The organism is Mycolicibacterium psychrotolerans (genome assembly GCF_010729305.1).
In the GTDB taxonomy this organism is placed as follows: domain Bacteria; phylum Actinomycetota; class Actinomycetes; order Mycobacteriales; family Mycobacteriaceae; genus Mycobacterium; species Mycobacterium psychrotolerans.
Window position 1 is genome coordinate 183,876 of sequence record NZ_AP022574.1, and the last position, 18,577, is coordinate 202,452.

Below are 18,577 nucleotides of genomic sequence, written 5' to 3' on the forward strand. Positions count from 1 at the left end.
GTCGACAAGCGTGCCACGCCCGCGCGTGCCCCGCGGCGAAACTTTTCTTCCCGGCGATGTCGATTTGCGCCTGCGCCGATCGACGAGTGGGTGAAGGGCATCCTGAACAAGAGCTGGCAAGCCCTTCCCACCGAGAAGAAGGAGAGACCATGACCCGCTACATGCTGATCCTGCGATCCACCCCCGCGGCCGAGAAGGCCATGGAGATCGTCGACTTCAACGACGTCATCGCAGCGATGGGCCGCTACAACGAGGAACTCCTCAAAGCCGGGGTGCTGCTCGCAGGGGAAGGTCTCGCGGGACCCGAGGAGGGTTTCGTCGTGAACTTCGACGCCGAGACACCGGTGATCACCGACGGCCCGTACACCGAGGCCAAAGAACTGTTCAACGGGTTCTGGGTGCTGGGCGTGTCGTCGATCGAGGAGGCCAAGCAGTGGGCGCTCAAGTGCCCACTCGGCTACGGCGCGCGACTCGAGGTCCGGCGCATCACCGAGACCGAGGAATTCCCGCAGGACAACGAGTGGGTGCAGAAGGAGATGCAGTGGAAGAAGGAGGGCTACCCGGGCTGAGCGGCCCCCCTCTTCGCCGAAACTGCATTCCGGCAGGGGAAGTGCGAGAGAACCCCTGCCGGAATGCAAGTTCGGCAATTACACGTCCTGTTCGACGTGACCGAATTCGACGTTCTTGCCGGTGAAGTCGCCCCTGCAGGACACGCTCACGTGGTACGTCGACAGCGGCGGCGGCGCGAGCACCGGGAAGCTGGTGCTGCCGTTGGGACCGATCGAGAACGTCTTGTTGACCCCCGGCAGCACCGGGTTGGTCGCGACGTAGGTGCACGTGCCGGCCAGCGCGGAGGAGTTGGTGACGTTCACCGTCCAGGTGATCCCGCGGTCGAACGACACCCGGATGGCGTCGGTAGGCGCGACGGGGTCGGGCTTCGGGGCGTCGGGTACGACCACGGGCGCGGAATCGGGGCCTTTGGCGACCGGCGGCGCCTCCACCGGCTTGGCCGGTGAGCCCAACACGATCGTCACCACGTCGACCTCACGGTCCTCGTGCCGGACGAAGCCCACGCCGAAGTCGGTGAAGTCGCAGTTGGTGATCACCCCTCCCGCGCCGCGCGAGTACGCGCTCGTCGTCGCCGCCGCCTGCGGGTCACCGGAGCCGAGGAATGCCAGCGTCCGCCCGTTGTATCCGGCCGGCTGTCCGTCGACCGGGTTCTCCGAACGCGCATACGTCTGGGCGGCGCCTTCGAGAACCCCCCTGTCGTACCGCAGCGCCGGGCACCGCGCCGGACGGTCCTTGTTGACGGTGTTGATGATCGCGTCCAGCGGGTCGGCGTGGGCGACCGGCATCGCTGCGAGCGAGCCGGCGAATGCGGTGGCCAGAGCCAGCGATACGGCAGTTCGGGTGCTCATCAGAAGTTCTCCCCTCGGTGCGGCCGACGCTCTGCCTGCCGTCGAGGGAAGTGTTTCGCCGCTCGTAGGCACGATCGCGCGTAGTCGACTACGCGACTTGTGCCGCCCCAGCCGACGGCGCTGTGGGTACCGGCCTGGTGACTAAAATTGGAACACGTTCTAATCTGTAGGCCATGAGTGATCTGCTGCGGCATCCCCTGCACTCCGGCCACCTGACCGTCGGCGCGCTGAAGCGCCACCGGGACCGGCCCGTGCTGTTCCTCGGCGACACCACGCTCACCGGCGGTGAGCTGGCCGATCGCATCAGCCAGTACATCCAGGCGTTCGAAGCGCTGGGCGCGGGCACCGGCGCCGCGGTCGGGCTGCTGTCGCTCAACCGGCCCGAGGTGCTGATGATCATCGGCGCCGGCCAGACGCAGGGATACCGCCGCACCGCACTACACCCTCTGGGGTCGCTGGACGACCACGCCTACGTGCTCGCCGACGCAGAGGTGACCTCGCTGATCATCGATCCCAATCCGATGTTCGTCGAGCGGGCACTGGGCCTGCTCGAGAAGGTGCCCTCCCTCGAGCAGATCCTGACCATCGGTCCGGTTCCGGCCGAGCTAGCCGAGGTCGCCGCCGTCGATCTCAGCGCCGAAGCCGCGAAGTATTCGCCGCAGCCACTGGTCGCGGCCGATCTGCCGCCCGACCACATCGGCGGGCTGACTTACACCGGCGGCACCACCGGCAAGCCCAAGGGCGTGATGGGCACGACGCAGTCGATCACCACGATGACGACCGTGCAGTTGGCCGAATGGGAGTGGCCGGAGAACCCGCGCTTCCTGATGTGCACGCCGCTGTCGCATGCGGGCGCGGCCTTCTTCACGCCGGTGATCGTCAAGGGCGGCGAGCTGATCGTGCTGACGAAGTTCGATCCGGCCGAGGTGCTGCGCGTCATCGAGGAGCAGAAGATCACCGCCACCATGCTGGTGCCGTCGATGATCTATGCGCTGATGGACCACCCCGACTCGCACACCCGCGACCTGTCGTCGCTGGAGACCGTGTACTACGGGGCCTCGGCGATGAATCCGGTGCGGCTGAAGGAGGCGATCCGGCGGTTCGGACCGATCTTCGCGCAGTACTACGGGCAGTCCGAGGCGCCGATGGTGATCACGTACCTGGCCAAGGAGGACCACGACGAGAAGCGGCTGACCTCGTGCGGACGGCCGACGCTGTTCGCGCGGGTGGCGCTGCTCGGTGACGACGGCCAACCGGTGCCCCAGGGCGAGGTGGGCGAGATCTGCGTGTCCGGGCCGCTGCTGTCGGGCGGGTACTGGAAGCTGCCCGACGCCACCGCCGACACCTTCCGGGACGGGTGGATGCACACCGGAGACCTCGCCCGCGAAGACTCCGACGGCTTCTACTACATCGTCGACCGCACCAAGGACATGATCGTCACCGGCGGCTTCAACGTATTCCCGCGGGAGGTGGAAGACGTTGTGGCCGAACACCCTTCGGTCGCGCAGGTGTGCGTGATCGGCACGCCCGACGAGAAGTGGGGCGAGGCGGTGACGGCCGTGGTGGTGCTGCGGCCAGATGCGGCGACCGACGAGACTGCGGTGGCCACGATGACCACGGAGATCCAGGTGGCCGTCAAGGAGCGCAAGGGCTCGGTGCACACACCCAAACAGGTGATCGTCGTGGATTCCGTGCCGGTGACCGCGCTGGGCAAGCCGGACAAGAAGGCGGTGCGGGCGCAGTTCTGGGAGGGTGCGGGTCGTTCGGTCGGCTGACCGCCTCGTGCCGAGCAGACGCGAACTCGCACGTTCCACGCGTGTCGAGTGCGAGTTTGTGTCTGCTCGCCGGAAATAGGCACGTGGTGGCCAGCGATCCGGACGTCCAGCGCACCGTCGACGCGGTGTGGCGGATGGAGGCCGCGAAGATCGTCGCGACGCTGACCGCCGCTGTCGGCGATGTCAGCTTCGCGGAGGACCTCGCGGCCGAAGCACTGGTCGACGCACTGACGCAGTGGCCCGAGCGCGGTGTGCCGCGCAACCCCGGCGCGTGGCTCACCGCCGTCGCCAAGCGCAAGGCCATCGACCACTGGCGCCGCAGCGACAACCTCGGCGCCAAATACGCGGTGCTGGCCCGCGATCTGGAAACCGTCACCGACGTCGCGTGGGACCCCGACCGCATCGACGACGACGTGCTACGGCTGATCTTCATGGCAGCCCATCCGAGCCTGCCGAGGGAGAGCCAGATCGCCCTGACGCTGCGCCTGGTCGGCGGCCTGACGACCGACGAGATCGCCGCGGCCTTCCTGGTTCCGAAAGCCACTGTCGCGCAGCGCATCGTACGCGCCAAGAAGGCGCTCACCGGGGTACCGTTCGACATTCCGGACCGCTCCGATCACCCCCAGCGGCTGTCGGCGGTGCTCAGCGTGATCTACCTGGTGTTCAACGAGGGATACTCGGCGTCCTCGGGCGAGCGCTGGATCCGTGACGAATTGTGTAGCGAGGCACTGCGTCTGGGGCGGGTGCTGTCAGCCCTGCTCCCCGGCGAGGCCGAGGTGGCCGGGCTCCTCGCACTGATGGAGTTCCAGTCCTCGCGCCTTGGCGCACGTACCCGTGCCGACGGAACGCCGATCCTGCTGGAGGACCAGGACCGCTCCCGCTGGGACCGCGCCGCCATCGGACGTGGCGTCACTGCGCTGCGCCGGGCATCGGAGATTCTGCAGCGCAACGGGACCGGGTGGGGCTGGTACACGCTGCAGGCCGCGCTGGCGGAGTGCCACGCGATCGCGCCGACCGCCGCCGACACCGACTGGGCCCGCATCGTGTCGCTCTACGACGCGCTGCGCCGGCTCGCCCCGTCCCCCGTGGTGGAGCTGAACCGTGCGGTGGCCATCGCCATGGCCGACCCGGCGGGAGGTCCCGCCGAGGCGCTGCGCTTGATCGACGATGTGCGTGGGCTCGAAGGCTCCTACCTGGTGCCCAGCGTGCGCGCAGAACTCCTGTCACGCATGGGCCGGCGCGCCGACGCGGCCGGCGAATTCGATCGCGCCGCGGCGCTGGCCGACAATGAAGCCGAACGAAAAGTATTGCAGGACAAAGCGTACCGCGCACGCAGTGGCTAGGCGCCGGGCACCGCGGTGCTCTACCGAAACGCCACCTCACCGACGGTGAACAGCCGGTGCGCGGCCGCCGGAGGAAGAGCCGGTTCGCCGCCGAGAATCGGTGCGCTGAACTGGCTTTCGAAGCACCGCGCCGCGCGTTGCTTGCACTCCAGCGCTGCTGCGGTCAGACGTGTCATGTGAGCGCGGCTCCACGGCACCGCCGTGTCGCCAGGCCGCGCCCAATGCCACATCGACACCGGATACTCCAGCAACACCGCGCCGGTCTGCTCGACCGCTACCGCGGCAGCCCTGCCCACCGCCTCGTGGTCAGGATGGCCGTCACCCCGCCACGGCGCCGCGCACCAAGTGCCGGCCGGTTTTCCGTCGAGAATCTCGACGAGCAGATCCGCGAGACGCTGCTCGTGCAACGCCACTTCCCCGTCGGGCAGGCCCAGGCTGATCGGCGCGTACAGACCCAGCGCAGCGGCCGCGCGCCTCAGCTCCGCACGTCGCGTCTGCTCGAGCCGATACCGTCGCAAAAGAGACAGTTCCGGGTAGGCCGCACCGCCGTCGGTGGCCGACACGATCTGCGCACGCACCCCGTACCCCGCGAGCAACGCCGACGTCGCGCCGAAACCGAGCGTCTCGTCGTCGGGGTGGGCACCGACGACGACCAGCTCCGGACAGGTCGTGAGATCGAGTTCCGGTAACTGCAGGCCGGCGTCGACCCACGTCTGTGTCGGTGTGCCCCCGTCGGGGCCAGGTTGCGCCGGCAGTCCTGCTCGCTCACCCGCGCGCGCCGCCGTCACTCCGACGCCCCGGCGAGCACGACGCCGATCTGCGACGGAGCCGTCGCGAAGATGCGCATGGCGACTGGTTAGCCGTTCAGGGGAGTTCTCACACCTGGCACGATGGGGACGTGGGCGACATCGATGCTGTGCTGTTCGACTTCTCCGGCACCCTGTTCCGACTGGAGGAGGACGAGAGCTGGTTCGCGGGCATGGAGCTCGACCACCCCGACAACCGGGAGGTGGACGAACACGTGCAAGCCGAATTGGTGCGCCGGCTGACCGCCCCCACCGGCCGGTCGGTTTCGATGACCCCTGAGGCGCTGCAGGCGTGGGTCAACCGCGACCTCGCCCCGCATCTCCATCGCGAGGCGTACCTGCACGTGCTGCGCGAGTCCGGGCTGGCCCGTCACCACGCAGAAGCGTTGTACGCCAAGGTGATCGACCCGGCCTACTGGACGCCGTACCCGGACACCGCTACCGTGCTCGCCGGTCTGCGCGAGCGCGGCATCAAGACCGCCGTGGTGTCCAACATCGCGTTCGACATCCGGCCGGCATTCGAGATGCTCGGCGCGGCCGCAGACGTCGACGCGTTCGTGCTGTCCTTCGAACTCGGTGCCGTCAAACCCGATCCGGCCATCTTCACCGCGGCCCTCGAGCAGCTCGGGGTGGCCGCCGAGCGCGCACTGATGGTCGGCGACAGCGACGAGGCCGACGGCGGCGCCCGCGCGCTGGGCTGCTCCTTCGCGCTCGTCGACCCGCTGCCGACGCGGGAGCGTCGCGACGGGCTGGTCGCCGCGCTGTGGCACCACGGCATTCAGATCTGACTTCGCCTACCGTCGAGACCATGGCAGATCCCCAGCCGCCGTGGTGGCTCAAGCCGTTGAACAAGGTCCTGATGGCCGCCTCGCGCGTCGGGCTGATCAAAGACGGGCCGATGGTGCTCACCGTGACGGGCCGAAAGTCCGGCCAGCCGCGGTCGACCCCCATCACGCCGTTCGAGGTCGACGGGAAGCGTTATGTCGTCGGCGGCTTCCCCGGCGCCGACTGGGTGCGTAACGCACAGGCCGACCCGCACGCGATGCTGACGCGCGGCAAGGTGCGCGAACCGGTGCGGATGGTCGAGTTGCCCGCCGAGGAGGCCCGCCCGCTACTGCGGCAGTTCCCGATCCTGGTGCCGACCGGGCTGAGCTTCATGAAGAACGCGGGACTGGTCACCGGACCGAACCCGGATGAGTTCGAGGCGCTGGCCGGGCGCTGCTCGGTGTTCCGGTTCGATAGCGTCTGACGGGTGAGCAACCCGTTCGACGCCAGTCTGTGGGAGCCGGTCGCCGGCTTCGACGACCTGACCGACATCACCTACCACCGCCACGTCAGCCAGCCGACCGTGCGCGTCGCCTTCGACCGCCCGGAGGTGCGCAACGCGTTCCGTCCGCACACCGTCGACGAGCTCTACCGCGCGCTCGACCACGCCCGGATGAGCTCCGACGTCGGCGTGGTGCTGCTGACCGGCAACGGCCCGTCGCCCAAGGACGGCGGCTGGGCGTTCTGCTCGGGCGGCGACCAGCGCATCCGCGGCCGCTCCGGCTACCAGTACGCGGCAGGTGAGACCGCCGAGACCGTGGATCCGGCGCGCGCCGGCCGGCTGCACATCCTGGAGGTGCAGCGCCTCATCCGGTTCATGCCCAAGCCGGTGATCTGTCTGGTCAACGGCTGGGCCGCAGGCGGCGGTCACTCACTGCACGTCGTCTGCGACCTGACGCTCGCCTCCCGCGAGCACGCCCGGTTCAAGCAGACCGACGCCGACGTGGGCAGCTTCGACGGCGGCTTCGGGTCGGCGTATCTGGCCCGCCAGACCGGACAGAAGTTCGCCCGCGAGATCTTCTTCCTGGGCCGGTCCTACACCGCCGAGCAGATGCACGCGATGGGCGCGGTCAACGAGGTCGCCGACCACGCCGATCTGGAAACCGTTGCGCTGCAATGGGCCTCGGAGATAAACGGCAAGTCGCCGCAGGCCATCCGAATGCTCAAGTACGCGTTCAACCTGCTCGACGACGGGCTGGTGGGCCAGCAACTGTTCGCCGGCGAGGCGACGCGGCTGGCGTACATGACCGACGAAGCCGTCGAGGGCCGCGACGCCTTCCTCGAGAAGCGCGACCCCGACTGGTCGCCGTTCCCCCGCTACTTTTGAGCGATTTCGGCGTGATCGTCTGCGCTGAGCGACGACAACCACGCCGAAATCACGAGAGGACGAGACCGTGAATCGGAAGAACCCGCTGCGGCGGCTGGCCGAGCAGGTGGTGCTGACCAGCATGCGGCCGCCGCTGATCCCGACGCTGCTGCAGTACCGCCCCGACCGGGAGATCATCGACCTGAAGGGCAAGCGGATCCTGCTGACCGGCGCCTCGTCGGGCATCGGGGAGGCCGCGGCCGAGAAGCTCGCCCGCCGCGGCGCCACCGTGGTCGTGGTCGCCCGCCGGCAGGACCTGCTCGACGCGCTGGTCACCCGGATCACCGACGCCGGCGGAGACGCCCGCGCCCACGCCTGCGACCTGTCCGACCTCGACGCGGTCGATGCGCTGGTCGCGACGGTCGAAGGTGAGCTGGGCGGCATCGACATCCTGGTCAACAACGCCGGCCGTTCGATCCGGCGGCCGCTGACCGAATCGCTGGAGCGCTGGCACGACGTCGAGCGCACCATGGCGCTGAACTACTACGGGCCGGTGCGGCTGATCCGCGGGCTGTCGCCCGGCATGCTCGAGCGCGGCGACGGCCACATCATCAACGTCTCGACGTGGGGCGTGAAGACCGAGTCGCCGCCGCTGTTCGGCGTCTACAACGCCTCCAAGGCCGCGCTGTCGTCGATCAGCCGGATCATCGAGACCGAGTGGAGCGACCGCGGCGTGCACTCCACGACGCTGTACTACCCGCTGGTGAAGACCCCGATGATCGCGCCGACCCGCGCCTACGACGGGCTGCCCGGCCTGTCGGCGGAGGAGGCCGCGGGCTGGATCATCACCGCAGCCCGGCATCGGCCGGTGAGCATCGCTCCGCGCATCGCGGTCACCGCGCACGCGATCAACAGCATCGCCCCCGCCGCGGTCGACACGATCATGAAACGTCAGCGCATGCAGCCGCGGGACTGACCGTGATCCACAGCGTCGCCGAGATCGTCCGGCTGCACGGTCGCGACCGCCCCGACGCGCCTGCCCTGATCGTCGACGACCGCACCATCAGCTTCGGCGAACTGGACGCGCTGTCCAGCCGGGCCGCGCAGGCGTTCGCCGCGGCCGGCATCGGTGTCGGCGACCGGGTGGCGTTCATCGATCGCAACGGCGCCGAGTTCTTCGTCGCGATGTTCGGCCTGGCCAAGCTCGGCGCGGTCGGCGTGCCCGTGAACTGGCGGCTGGCGCCGCCGGAGATGGCGCACATCATCGGCGACTGCGAGGCCGCCGCGGTGATCGTCGGCGCCGACTTCTTCGGCCACGTCGAGGCCGTCGAATCCACCCTGGACACCCAGGTCGTCGCGATCGGCGCCCACCCCCGCTGGCCGGACCTCCACGACTGGCTGCGGACGCATCCCGCGGTCGACCCCGGCGTCGTCACCGGACCCGACGATCTGGTGTTCCTGATGTACACCTCGGGCACGACCGGTCTGCCCAAGGGCGTCATGCTGAGCAACGCCAACTACGTCTGCAAGACCAGCGGCGTCGAACGGCCGTGGCGGTTCGATCCAAACGCGGTCAGTCTCGCGGTGATGCCGCTGTTCCACATGGCCGGCTCCGGCTGGGCGTTCGCCGGGCTGTGGCACGGGGCGGTGACCGTCGTGCTGCGTGACGTCGACCCGGTGGCGATCCTCGACGCGGTCACGACCCACCGCGTCACCAACATGCTGGTGGTGCCCGCGGTGGTGCAGTTCCTGCTCGACACACCGGGCATCGACGCGGCCGACCTGTCGAGCCTGCGGATCGTCGTCTACGGCGCGTCACCGATCAGCGACGACGTCCTGGTCCGCGGCATGAAACGGTTCGGCGGCGTCTTCGCCCAGGTGTACGGCATGACCGAGACCACCGGCTCGATCACCCAGCTCGGCGGCGACGAACACACCCCGGAGTTGATGCGCTCATGCGGCAAACCGTATCCATGGGTGCAGATCCGAGTCGTCGGACCAGACGGCCCAGACAGCACCGACGTGCCGACCGGCACCGTCGGCGAGGTCTGGACCCGCTCGGCGCAGAACATGCTGGGCTACTGGGCCAACCCCGACGCGACCGCCGTGACCCTCACCGCCGACGGGTGGCTGCGCACCGGCGACGCCGGCTGTCTCGACGCCGACGGCTACCTGTACCTGCACGACCGGATCAAGGACATGATCGTCTCCGGCGGTGAGAACGTGTACCCGGCCGAGGTGGAGAACGTCCTGATGACGCATCCCGAGGTGGCCGACGCCGCCGTCATCGGTGTCCCCGACCAGCGGTGGGGCGAGGCCGTCAAGGCCGTCGTGGTGCAGGCCCCCGGCGCGCACCTGACCGAGTCGGACGTGATCGGGTACGTGCGCGGCCGGCTCGGCGGGTTCAAGCTGCCCAAGACCGTCGACTTCGTCGACGCGCTGCCGCGCACCCCCAGCGGCAAGATCCTCAAACGCGCGCTGCGCGAACCCTATTGGGCCGACGCGGACCGCCGCATCGGCTGAGGCGGCCCATGGTGGACACTGAAGCCATGGAGATCCTGGCCAGCCGGGTGCTGTTCCGTCCCGCCGACTACCACCGATCGCTGGTCTTTTACCGTGACGGGCTGGGGCTCGCCATCGCCCGCGAATACTCCGGGGGCACGGTGTTCTACGCCGGGCAGTCGCTGATCGAACTCGCAGGCCACGGCGCCCCGCCCGCCGGCGGGCCGCCGTTCCCCGGCGCCCTCTGGCTGCAGGTGCGCGACCTGCACGCGACGCAGAACGCGTTGCGGGAGAGCGGAATCGAGATTGCCCGCGAGGCGCGCCGGGAGCCGTGGGGGCTGTTCGAGATGCACGTCACCGACCCCGACGGGGTGAGCTTGATCTTCGTGCAGGTGCCCGAGGACCACCCGCTGCGCCGCGACGTCCGCGACTAACGCGCCGGCGCCGCCAAGGGCCATCCGACCGACGCCAGGCGGGCCGCCACCTGGTTCGTCTCCTCCGGAGTGGGCTCCTTGTCCGTCACCAGGTGGATGGCCGCGTGGATCTCCTCGGGCGTGACGACGTCGGAGTCGGCGCGCTTGAGCACCGTCTGCGCGACCTTGACGACCTCGTCCTCGGACAGCCTCCGGGCCAGCAGGGCCAGCAGCGGGAAGTAGTCGGTCTGCGGAACTCCTTGCGGGTAGCCCTCGTGGAGCCACCCGAGAACGTTGTTGAGGACGTTCTGGGTCATCTGCGCCTCAGCTCACTTCTTGGGGAGGAAGGGGAACAGGTCGATACCGGTGTGATGGATGATCGTCGTACGGGTGATCCACAGGACCGCGGTCACGATCACCCAGCCGACGAACACGAACAGCGCCACGCCGAGGAACTTCAGGGCCGGATTCGGCGCGACGGCGGCGGTGCCGTCGGCTCCGTCACTACCCGCCCCGCGGGAGAACGCCACCAGGCCGGTGGCGAAGACCGCAGGCAGGCCCGCGCCGAGGACGAGACCGATCACGAGCACCTTGCCGATGCTCTCCAGGTAGTTCATCAGAATTTCCTTGCTGTCGGCACCGGTCAGACCGCGGCGGCGGGCTTGGGCTCTTCGGGCGCGGGCGCGGGCGCGGCGTCGCGCACCTCGGCCGGGACCACGGAGTTGGTGGAGGCGTCCCAGTCGGCGTTGACGTTGCGGTGGTCCACCTTCTGGCGCTGGGCACGCCACCACAGGTAGGAGGACAAGCCGACCAGGATCAGGAAGATGAGGCCGTCACCGGCCAGAGCCGCCCCGGTGAGCTTCTCGACCGCGTGGGACAGCCAGAAGGCGAGCGCCCCGACCAGCGCGGCGGCGGGCAGTGTGACCAGCCACGCGACGGCCATCCGGCCCGCGACCGCCCAGCGCACCTCGGCGCCGGGCTTGCCGACGCCGCTGCCCAGGATCGACCCGGTCGCGACGTGGGTGGTGGACAGTGCCATGCCTGCGGCGCTGGAGCTCAGGATGATCGCAGCGGACGACGCCTCGGCGGCCAGGCCCTGCGGCGACTCGATCTCGACCAGACCCTTGCCCAGCGTGCGGATGACCCGCCAGCCGCCGATGTAGGTGCCCAGGCCGATCGCGACCGCGCAGCTGAATATGACCCAGAACGGCAGCCCGTCGGCCTTCACGTCGCCGGTGAGGTGGCCCGTGGTGATCAGCGCCAGCGCGATGACGCCCATGGTCTTCTGCGCGTCGTTGGTGCCGTGCGAGAGCGCCACCAGCGAGGCGGTGGCGATCTGCCCCCAGCGGAAGCCCTGCTCGCGTCGGTTCTTCGCCACCTTGCGGGTGATCCGGTAGATCAGCCAGGTGCCGCACGCGGCGACCAGGCACGCGATCACCGGCGCGGCGACGGCGGGGATCAGCACCTTCTGCGTGACGCCGCTCCAGTTGACGCCGTTGAGGCCGACGGCGGCGAGGCCGGCGCCGATCAGACCGCCGAAGAGGGCATGCGAGGAACTCGACGGGATACCGAACAGCCAGGTCAGCAGGTTCCACAGAATGCCGCCGATCAGGCCGGCGAAGATGATGGTCAGCCCGGTCGAGGCGTCGATCGACGGCAGCAGCGCACCGGTCTTGCTGTCCTGGATCTTGAGCACCGAGGTCGTCACGGTGACCGCGACCTCGACGGACAGGAACGCGCCGACCAGATTCAGGACGCCGGCGAGCAGCACCGCCGTCTTCGGCTTCAGAGCACCCGTCGCGATCGACGTCGCCATCGCGTTGCCGGTGTCGTGGAACCCGTTGGTGAAGTCGAAAGCCAGTGCTGTGACGATCAACAGCACCAGGATGATGAACTCTGCGCTCATAGCGCTCATTCTGCTGGCCCCCGATCGCTTTTGACTAATCGACATGGGCCCGAAAACGAGGTGCCAAAAGGCACTTTTTCCGCTGCAGGCCACGTGTTCATCCGATGTTCATCTTGCCGCCCGGAACCGTTGCCCGGGCGCAGCTCTCATACCGTGTCGGACAGGTCCCGGGGCTACTATCGAGCTGCCGAGGGCGCTTCGCCCGGTGTCTGTCGTGGGAGCTGGCATTGACCAAATTTCTGGCCAAGATCGTGGCGTGGATCGCGGCAGGGTATCCGGAGGGGGTGCCCGGCCCCGACCGCGTGCCGCTGCTTGCCCTGCTGCGCCGGCGGCTGACCGACGACGAGGTCAAGGCGGTCGCCGTCGAGCTCGCCGCCCGCGCCGAGTTCGGCGATGCGCAGGGAAACGGGATCGACCGCGTCGACATCGGGGTGCTGATCACGCAGATCACCGACGAACTGCCCTCCCCCGACGACGTCGAGCGCGTCCGTGAGCGGCTGGCCGCTCAGGGCTGGCCGCTCGACGACCCCCGCGACAGCGAGGACACCCCATAGCCACGCTGCGCCCCCTCGCCGCCGGTTCGGGCGCTACGGCGCCCGCCGCACTGACCGCGATCGGCGAGGCCCTCGACGGCCGGGCCAGCCTGCTGCCGGTGCCCGCCCACGATCCCGAGCAGTCCGCCGCCACGGCGCGCGCTCTGCGGGCCGGCGAGCCGATCGACGACACCGTGGCCGCCGTGCTGTCGACGTCGGGCACGACGGGGCCGCCGAAGGGCGCGATGCTGACCGCGGCAGCCCTACTGGCCAGTGCCGAGGCCACCCATGAACGGCTCGGAGGTCCCGGCCGGTGGCTGCTGGCGCTGCCGGCTTACCATGTCGCCGGCTTCCAGGTGCTGGTGCGCAGCGTGGTGGCGGGCACCACCCCGATGGCGGTCGCCGCGGGAGCGGGCCCGGCCGAGCTGGCGGCCGCGATCGAGACGATGGGAGCCGGCCGTCGGTACGCCTCGCTGGTCGCCGTCCAGCTGGACAAGGCACTCGGGGATGCGAGGGCGACCGCGGCGCTGGCCTCCCTGGACGCGATCCTGATCGGTGGCGGCCCGATGCCGCCGACGGTGGCCGAAAAGGCCGCTGCAGCAGAGCTTTCGGTGATCCGCACGTATGGGATGAGCGAGACGGCCGGCGGCTGCGTGTACGACGGTGTTCCGCTGACCGGGGTGCGGGTGGCGCTCGACGACGCGGGCCGGATCTCGCTGGGCGGGCCGACGGTGGCGTCGGGCTACCGGAATCCTGTGACACCGAACCCATTCGCCGAGCCGGGCTGGTTCCGCACCGATGACATCGGTGCAGTGGATGATTCAGGCGTACTGAGGGTGCTGGGCCGGGTCGACGACGCGATCAGCACCGGAGGTCTGACGGTGTTGCCGGCACTGGTGGAAGAGGCGGTGGCCGGCCACCCCTCGGTGGCCGACTGCGCGGTGTTCGGCGTGGCCGACGAACGACTGGGGCAGCGCGTCGTCGCCGCCGTCGTTCTGACGGACGGGGCGACGATCACGCTGCCCGAGTTGCGATCTCATGTCGCCGCGGCGTTGACGCCGACGGCGGCACCCCGGGAGGTGCACGTCGTCGACGAACTGCCGCGGCGCGGGATCGGTAAGGTCGATCGCCGCGAGCTCATCCGCAGGTTCGGCGGAGGAAGCTAGTCGGTGTTGTCCCCGGCGTCGCGATCCGGAAGCGCCCAGGACGCGATGTGCGACACGACAGTCGGATACACCCGCGACACCGGCCACATCACCAGACCGTTGACCAGGCTGCCGAAACCCTCCAGCAGGGAGGAGGGAACGTGGTCGGGATCCATCAGATCGTTCTCCCCGAAGGGCCCTGCGTCACCGGAGACCATGTGCCGTGTGAACTTTCGCAGCGATCGCCCCGTGCTGCGCAGAGCGTTGACGGTGGCCAGGAACGATCCGCGTCGCTCCATCTCCGCGCGGAACGCGGTCACCGACACCCCCAGGTGTTCGGAGACCAGATCGTCTCGGGCGAACAGGATTTCGTGAGCGATGTCCGGGCGGTCGCCGGCCTCGATCGCGACGTCGCACTCGCTGTCGAAGCCGAGCGAGCGGTTGTTCAGGTTCGACGACCCGATCCGCAGCAGCCGATCGTCGATGACCATCACCTTGGAATGGACGTAGACCGACATGCCGCCGGTGGTGACGGGCCAGTAGACGCCGAATCGGTTGTGTATGTCGGCATTCCACAACTCGCGCAGGAGTCGCTCGCGGGCGCTGTCCATGGACTCCTGCTCGAGCCGGCTCTCCGAACTGCGGGGCAGCACGATCACGACCTCGGGGCCGTCGGGCTCGCGCAGGCGCGCGGCGAGCGCATCGGCCAGCCGCCTCGACGCCAGGTACTGGTTCTCCAGGTAGATGACCGACCGCGCCTGGGCGATCGCGGCGAGGTCGAGCGCCTCGACTTCGCGGACCTCCGGCCGGGTGCGCAGTCGGGGCAGTGTGCGGGCGATCGCGACGTCGACGTCGCGCACCGCGGGGTTCAGTCCGCGCGGCCACACCGGTCCCTCGGCGGTCACCGGGTGCAGCGTCAGACCGGTCGCGTCGTGCCACCGCTGTCGCGCCTGATCGGCCAGCGCCTTCGCGGCGTCGTCGTCGACCACCGCGGCGACCTCGTGCCGGGGGCCGTAAGTGTGCCCTGCCGCCGAGCGGCCGTGATCGTGGCGCGCGTGTTCGCGCCTGTCCCAGCGGCCGAGGGTGAGGTCGATGCCGCCGCAGAACGCCACCGCGTCGTCGATGACGACGATCTTCTGGTGGTGCACCGCGCCGGTCGGGCGGGCGCCGTCGACGGCGAAATGCATGCGCGGCAGGGTGAGCCGATTCACCAGCGACACCGGGGTGACGCCGAACCAGAAGCCGTCGAGCGCGGGCAGCAGCTTCAGATTGGACTTGAGCAGGTAGATCTCGAGCTCGGGGCGCCGCCACACCAGCCAGGTCAGGAACAGCCCGAGATGGTTGGGACCGCTCAGCGACGCCCCGGTGGGCTCGAAGGCGGTGCGGGCGTCGAGGTCCCAGCCGATCAGCATGATCCGTCGGCGCGCGCCGAGCATCGCCTCCTTGACGTAATAGAGGTAGTCGGCGCCGTCGACGATACGGCTGAAGCGCCCGGCGCGTTCGGTGCGCCAGCACGTCACGCCAGGCACCAGCACCTGACCGCTCTGTCCGACCGCCGTCATCGCACGACGGTCCCGGCCTTGGTGGCGATGTGCAGAACGTCATGCATGGTGACGTCCACCTTAGTTGGCGAAGGCACCGGCAAAGCGGTCGCGCACACCGTGCACCTATCCGGTGCCGCTCGGAGGGCAAACCCACGTCACGGACGTGTCAGACCTCGTTCCGCACCCGGTCCCTAGGCTGTCGGTCGTGTCTTCCGGTCGCAGAGAAACTGTCGCCGTGGCGATCGGCGCGGTCCTGGTGGCCGCGGCGTTCGTCGTCCCGCACCTCGACCTGGGCCGTGTCACACCGCTGATCAACGCGACACCGGACCGGTTCCACGACTTCGCCGACACCGCCCCGCTCTTCGGCTGGTGGAATGCCCACGTGGGGCCGGGCACCATCCCGGCCGTCGCGCTGGCGGTGGCCGCGGTGCTGTGGGGGCCTGCGCTCGCCCAGCGACTGCCGTGGCGGTGGCTGCCGTGGACCGCCTGGGCGGTGTCGTGCGCGTGGGCGTTCAGCCTCGCGATGGTCGACGGCTGGCAGCGTGGCTTCGCCGGCCGGCTCACCGCCCGCCACGAGTACCTGCGTCAGGTCCCGACCATCGACGACGTCGGCGAGGCCGTGCGCACCTTCGCCGGCCGGATCCTGGACTATCAGCCCGATTCATGGATCACCCACGTCTCGGGGCACCCGCCGGGGGCGCTGCTGACGTTCGTCTGGCTGGACCGGATCGGGCTCGGCGGAGGGGCGTGGGCCGGGCTGCTCTGCCTGCTGGCCGGGTCCAGCGCGGCGGCCGCGATCGTCGTCGCGGTGCGAGCGCTCGCCGATGAGGACATGGCTCGGCGGGCGGCGCCGTTCGTGGCGATGGCGCCGACCGCGATCTGGATCGCCGTGTCGGCCGACGGCTACTTCGCAGGCGTCGCGGCGTGGGGCATCGCGCTGCTGGCGCTCGCGGTCACCGGGGCGACGCGTCTCGCGGTGCCGGCCGCGGCGGGGGCGGGCCTGCTGCTCGGCTGGGGCATCTTCTGCAACTACGGCCTGGGTCTGATGGCGTTGCCCGCCGTCGCGGTGCTGATCAGCGCACGCAGCCGGCGGGCCGCCCTGACCGCGCTGGTGCCGGCCGTGGTGGCCGCCCTGCTGGTCGTCGGCGCGTTCGCCGCGGCCGGGTTCTGGTGGCTGGACGGCTACCACCTGGTGCAGGAGCGCTACTGGCAGGGCATCGCCAACGACCGCCCGTTCCAGTACTGGGGCTGGGCGAACTTCGCATCGGTGGTGTGTGCGATCGGGCTGGGCAGCGTCGCCGGGCTCAGCCGCGTCTTCGACCTCGCCGCGCTGCGCCGCCGCAGCGGCCTGCATCTGGTACTGCTCGGTGCGCTGCTGGCCATTGTGGCGGCCGACCTGTCCCGCCTCAGCAAGGCCGAGACCGAACGCATCTGGCTACCGTTCATGGTGTGGCTGGTCGCCTCGGCGGCGCTGCTGCCGAGCCGGTCACACCGGTGGTGGCTGGCCCTCAACGTCATCGGCGCGCTGGCCGTCAACCACCTGATCCTGACGAACTGGTAGCCGGCGCGCCACCAAGAGGTACACCGGGACGCACACCCAGACCGCCGCGAGCGCGATCCACAGCCCCGTCACGTAGTCGCGGTCGAGCACAGTGAGGTTGTCGGGTCGCGCGCCCGGCTTGTCGTACACCGGGATCGCCAGCAGAACCAGCACCACACTGCACAGGGCAGCCACCGCCACCGGCGCCCGCCACACGGCCGGCAGCAGCCGGCGCCCCGCGAAACCCAGCGCCGTGCACAGCGGCGCGAAGACGAAGTCGTGCAGGATCACCCCGGCGGCCGCCCACACCGCGATCCGCACCAGCACCACCGGTGGCTGGTCGAGCAGCAGAACCGCGCCGTAGGCACCCAGCGCGACGCCCGCCGCGACCAGGACGACCCGCAGGATCCTCACGGCACCACCTCGATCCGGGTCAGCCATTTGGTTTGCAGCACACCGGGTCTCGTCGGCGCGATGAGTCGGCACGGATAGCCGTGGTCGAGGTTCAGCGTCGCGCCATTGATCTGCAGCGCGATCAACGTCATGTCGTCGCGGGCGTGGCGGGCGGGCAGCACGGTCCGCGAATACGGGCCCGGCCGTTCCAGGGAGATCATCCGCACATCGGAATCCGGCGACGCTCCCACTTCGGCGAGCAGCCGCGACAGCACCACCCCGGTCCACTGCGCCTCCGCGCTCCACCCTTCCACGCACGCGATCGGCAACCGGTGGGTGCTCTGCGGCATCGCGGCCAGCTCCGCGACCGTGAACGATCTGCTGCGCCCACCGTGGGTCACCGTGAGCCGGTACTCAGGCGAGCGAGCCGCGGCGATCACGCCCGCGGCCACCGCCGACCGGTTCACCGGAATCCCTTGCGGCCCCGTGCCCGAGCGCGGAGCGAGCACCGAGACCCGGCGCAGCAGCGGGACCGCCTGACCGGCGGTGACGACGGTGGCCACCGCGACCGACAGCCACGTGCCGATCAGCACGGTGCGGCGCGTCGGCCCGGCCTGCCGGACCTGCGGTCCGTCGTCGAGCGGCTCCCCGAGTGCGCGCCGAATCACCGGCAGCTTCACCCCGATGTGCACGATCACCGCACCGATCGCGACGTAGGAGAACGCGTAATGCGCTGTGGTGAAGAAGAATCCGAAGACATACCACTGCGCGGTGTTGAGCAGCCCGGTGCTCAACTGGAAGATCATGGAGGCGACCAGCACCAGGATCGAGATCCGTTCCAGCGCGCGGACCGGACCGCCGAACAGCGGACGCTCGAACAGTTTCGGCCAGACCGACCACAGCTTGACCACGAGCAGCGGGATCGCGGCGATGCCGCTGACCACGTGCAGGCCCTGCGTGAACCGGTACAGCCAGACCGGCCGGGTAGGCCACCAGAACCACGGCTGCGGATGCTGGATCAGGTGGCTGATCAGCCCGGTGGCGAAACAGATTCCGATCGCGACGCCGAGCGCCACGCCGACGCGGGCGGTGACGGCCGTCCCGCGCAGAGATGTCGTGGGCACGTCG

The 18,577-nt window shown here is 69.7% G+C and carries 20 protein-coding genes; 12 read left to right on the plus strand and 8 right to left on the minus strand.

Translation table 11 applies throughout. From position 1 onward, the window contains the following. Window positions 1-149 precede the first annotated feature (149 nt). Complete coding sequence (locus G6N45_RS00865; protein WP_163719908.1) at window positions 150-569, plus strand: YciI family protein; 420 nt, start codon at window positions 150-152, stop codon at window positions 567-569. 78 nt (window positions 570-647) lie between these two features. Here G6N45_RS00865 and G6N45_RS00870 read toward each other — a convergent pair whose 3' ends face one another. Then, complete coding sequence (locus tag G6N45_RS00870; protein WP_163719910.1) at window positions 648-1,418, minus strand: CAP domain-containing protein; 771 nt, start codon at window positions 1,416-1,418, stop codon at window positions 648-650. Window positions 1,419-1,591: 173 nt separating this feature from the next. On the opposite strand from G6N45_RS00870, the gene fadD8 reads away from it, so the two are divergent. Together fadD8 and G6N45_RS00880 are read left to right on the plus strand one after the other, a co-directional pair. Beyond that, entirely contained in the window at window positions 1,592-3,193 is a 1,602-nt protein-coding gene (gene fadD8 / locus G6N45_RS00875) for a fatty-acid--CoA ligase FadD8 (RefSeq protein ID WP_163719912.1), read from the plus strand. A 134-nt stretch (window positions 3,194-3,327) separates the two neighbouring features. Then, the gene (locus G6N45_RS00880) at window positions 3,328-4,536 is read left to right on the plus strand and encodes an RNA polymerase sigma factor (protein ID WP_163727555.1); all 1,209 of its coding nucleotides are present in this window, start codon (window positions 3,328-3,330) and stop codon (window positions 4,534-4,536) included. A 20-nt stretch (window positions 4,537-4,556) separates the two neighbouring features. On the opposite strand, the gene G6N45_RS00885 is transcribed toward G6N45_RS00880, so the two are convergent. Then, entirely contained in the window at window positions 4,557-5,324 is a 768-nt protein-coding gene (locus G6N45_RS00885) for a PIG-L deacetylase family protein (protein WP_163719914.1), read from the minus strand. 110 nt (window positions 5,325-5,434) lie between these two features. Between G6N45_RS00885 and G6N45_RS00890 the strand changes: the two genes are divergently transcribed. From G6N45_RS00890 to G6N45_RS00915, 6 genes are all read left to right on the plus strand, one after another. Continuing rightward, on the plus strand, window positions 5,435-6,130 hold the full coding sequence (locus G6N45_RS00890) for an HAD family hydrolase (protein WP_163719915.1): 696 nt from the start codon (window positions 5,435-5,437) through the stop codon (window positions 6,128-6,130). 20 nt (window positions 6,131-6,150) lie between these two features. Next, window positions 6,151-6,591: a nitroreductase family deazaflavin-dependent oxidoreductase gene (locus tag G6N45_RS00895; RefSeq protein ID WP_163719917.1), complete on the plus strand. Its 441-nt coding sequence runs from the start codon at window positions 6,151-6,153 to the stop codon at window positions 6,589-6,591. 3 nt (window positions 6,592-6,594) lie between these two features. Beyond that, complete coding sequence (locus G6N45_RS00900) at window positions 6,595-7,494, plus strand: 1,4-dihydroxy-2-naphthoyl-CoA synthase (protein ID WP_163719919.1); 900 nt, start codon at window positions 6,595-6,597, stop codon at window positions 7,492-7,494. A gap of 67 nt (window positions 7,495-7,561) precedes the next feature. Next, a complete protein-coding gene (locus G6N45_RS00905) occupies window positions 7,562-8,449 on the plus strand; it encodes an SDR family oxidoreductase (protein WP_163719921.1) in 888 nt (295 codons plus the stop codon). 2 nt (window positions 8,450-8,451) lie between these two features. Beyond that, entirely contained in the window at window positions 8,452-9,996 is a 1,545-nt protein-coding gene (locus G6N45_RS00910; protein WP_163719923.1) for a long-chain-fatty-acid--CoA ligase, read from the plus strand. A gap of 26 nt (window positions 9,997-10,022) precedes the next feature. Continuing rightward, window positions 10,023-10,409 (plus strand): VOC family protein, encoded by a 387-nt coding sequence (locus G6N45_RS00915; protein ID WP_163727556.1) that lies wholly within the window; start codon window positions 10,023-10,025, stop codon window positions 10,407-10,409. Here the strand turns inward: G6N45_RS00915 and G6N45_RS00920 are convergent. The 3 genes from G6N45_RS00920 to G6N45_RS00930 are packed head-to-tail and all read right to left on the minus strand — an operon-like array spanning window position 10,406 to window position 12,294. Then, window positions 10,406-10,705, minus strand: a complete 300-nt coding sequence (locus G6N45_RS00920; protein WP_163719925.1) for a DUF3349 domain-containing protein — start codon at window positions 10,703-10,705, stop codon at window positions 10,406-10,408. The genes G6N45_RS00915 and G6N45_RS00920 overlap by 4 nt on opposite strands. A 12-nt stretch (window positions 10,706-10,717) precedes the next feature. Next, on the minus strand, window positions 10,718-11,005 hold the full coding sequence (locus G6N45_RS00925; protein WP_163719927.1) for a hypothetical protein: 288 nt from the start codon (window positions 11,003-11,005) through the stop codon (window positions 10,718-10,720). 26 nt (window positions 11,006-11,031) lie between these two features. Continuing rightward, complete coding sequence (locus tag G6N45_RS00930) at window positions 11,032-12,294, minus strand: inorganic phosphate transporter (RefSeq protein WP_163719929.1); 1,263 nt, start codon at window positions 12,292-12,294, stop codon at window positions 11,032-11,034. A 227-nt stretch (window positions 12,295-12,521) separates the two neighbouring features. Here G6N45_RS00930 and G6N45_RS00935 point away from each other — a divergent pair, with 227 nt between their 5' ends. Together G6N45_RS00935 and menE are read left to right on the plus strand one after the other, a co-directional pair. Next, window positions 12,522-12,848, plus strand: a complete 327-nt coding sequence (locus G6N45_RS00935) for a DUF3349 domain-containing protein (protein WP_057150518.1) — start codon at window positions 12,522-12,524, stop codon at window positions 12,846-12,848. Then, on the plus strand, window positions 12,845-13,993 hold the full coding sequence (menE, locus tag G6N45_RS00940) for an o-succinylbenzoate--CoA ligase (RefSeq protein WP_407664348.1): 1,149 nt from the start codon (window positions 12,845-12,847) through the stop codon (window positions 13,991-13,993). Before G6N45_RS00935 ends, menE begins: the two co-directional genes overlap by 4 nt. Here the strand turns inward: menE and G6N45_RS00945 are convergent. Then, complete coding sequence (locus G6N45_RS00945) at window positions 13,990-15,534, minus strand: phospholipase D-like domain-containing protein (RefSeq protein WP_163719931.1); 1,545 nt, start codon at window positions 15,532-15,534, stop codon at window positions 13,990-13,992. The genes menE and G6N45_RS00945 overlap by 4 nt on opposite strands. Window positions 15,535-15,721: 187 nt before the next feature. Here G6N45_RS00945 and G6N45_RS00950 point away from each other — a divergent pair, with 187 nt between their 5' ends. Beyond that, a complete protein-coding gene (locus tag G6N45_RS00950; RefSeq protein ID WP_163719933.1) occupies window positions 15,722-17,077 on the plus strand; it encodes a hypothetical protein in 1,356 nt (451 codons plus the stop codon). On the opposite strand, the gene G6N45_RS00955 is transcribed toward G6N45_RS00950, so the two are convergent. Together G6N45_RS00955 and G6N45_RS00960 are read right to left on the minus strand one after the other, a co-directional pair. Further along, a complete protein-coding gene (locus G6N45_RS00955; protein WP_163719935.1) occupies window positions 17,003-17,470 on the minus strand; it encodes a hypothetical protein in 468 nt (155 codons plus the stop codon). The two genes, G6N45_RS00950 and G6N45_RS00955, sit on opposite strands and share 75 nt — an antisense overlap. Beyond that, window positions 17,467-18,573: a molybdopterin-dependent oxidoreductase gene (locus G6N45_RS00960; protein ID WP_163719937.1), complete on the minus strand. Its 1,107-nt coding sequence runs from the start codon at window positions 18,571-18,573 to the stop codon at window positions 17,467-17,469. Before G6N45_RS00960 ends, G6N45_RS00955 begins: the two co-directional genes overlap by 4 nt. Window positions 18,574-18,577 lie beyond the last annotated feature (4 nt).

Coding starts and splice junctions, on each gene's coding strand:
- G6N45_RS00870 (WP_163719910.1), bottom strand. CDS start 1,418: ATGAGCACCCGAACTGCCGTATCGCTGGCTCTGGCCACCGCATTCGCC.
- G6N45_RS00865 (WP_163719908.1), top strand. CDS start 150: ATGACCCGCTACATGCTGATCCTGCGATCCACCCCCGCGGCCGAGAAG.
- G6N45_RS00930 (WP_163719929.1), bottom strand. CDS start 12,294: ATGAGCGCAGAGTTCATCATCCTGGTGCTGTTGATCGTCACAGCACTG.
- G6N45_RS00895 (WP_163719917.1), top strand. CDS start 6,151: ATGGCAGATCCCCAGCCGCCGTGGTGGCTCAAGCCGTTGAACAAGGTC.
- fadD8 (WP_163719912.1), top strand. CDS start 1,592: ATGAGTGATCTGCTGCGGCATCCCCTGCACTCCGGCCACCTGACCGTC.
- G6N45_RS00915 (WP_163727556.1), top strand. CDS start 10,023: ATGGAGATCCTGGCCAGCCGGGTGCTGTTCCGTCCCGCCGACTACCAC.
- G6N45_RS00945 (WP_163719931.1), bottom strand. CDS start 15,534: ATGACGGCGGTCGGACAGAGCGGTCAGGTGCTGGTGCCTGGCGTGACG.
- G6N45_RS00925 (WP_163719927.1), bottom strand. CDS start 11,005: ATGAACTACCTGGAGAGCATCGGCAAGGTGCTCGTGATCGGTCTCGTC.
- G6N45_RS00880 (WP_163727555.1), top strand. CDS start 3,328: ATGGAGGCCGCGAAGATCGTCGCGACGCTGACCGCCGCTGTCGGCGAT.
- G6N45_RS00920 (WP_163719925.1), bottom strand. CDS start 10,705: ATGACCCAGAACGTCCTCAACAACGTTCTCGGGTGGCTCCACGAGGGC.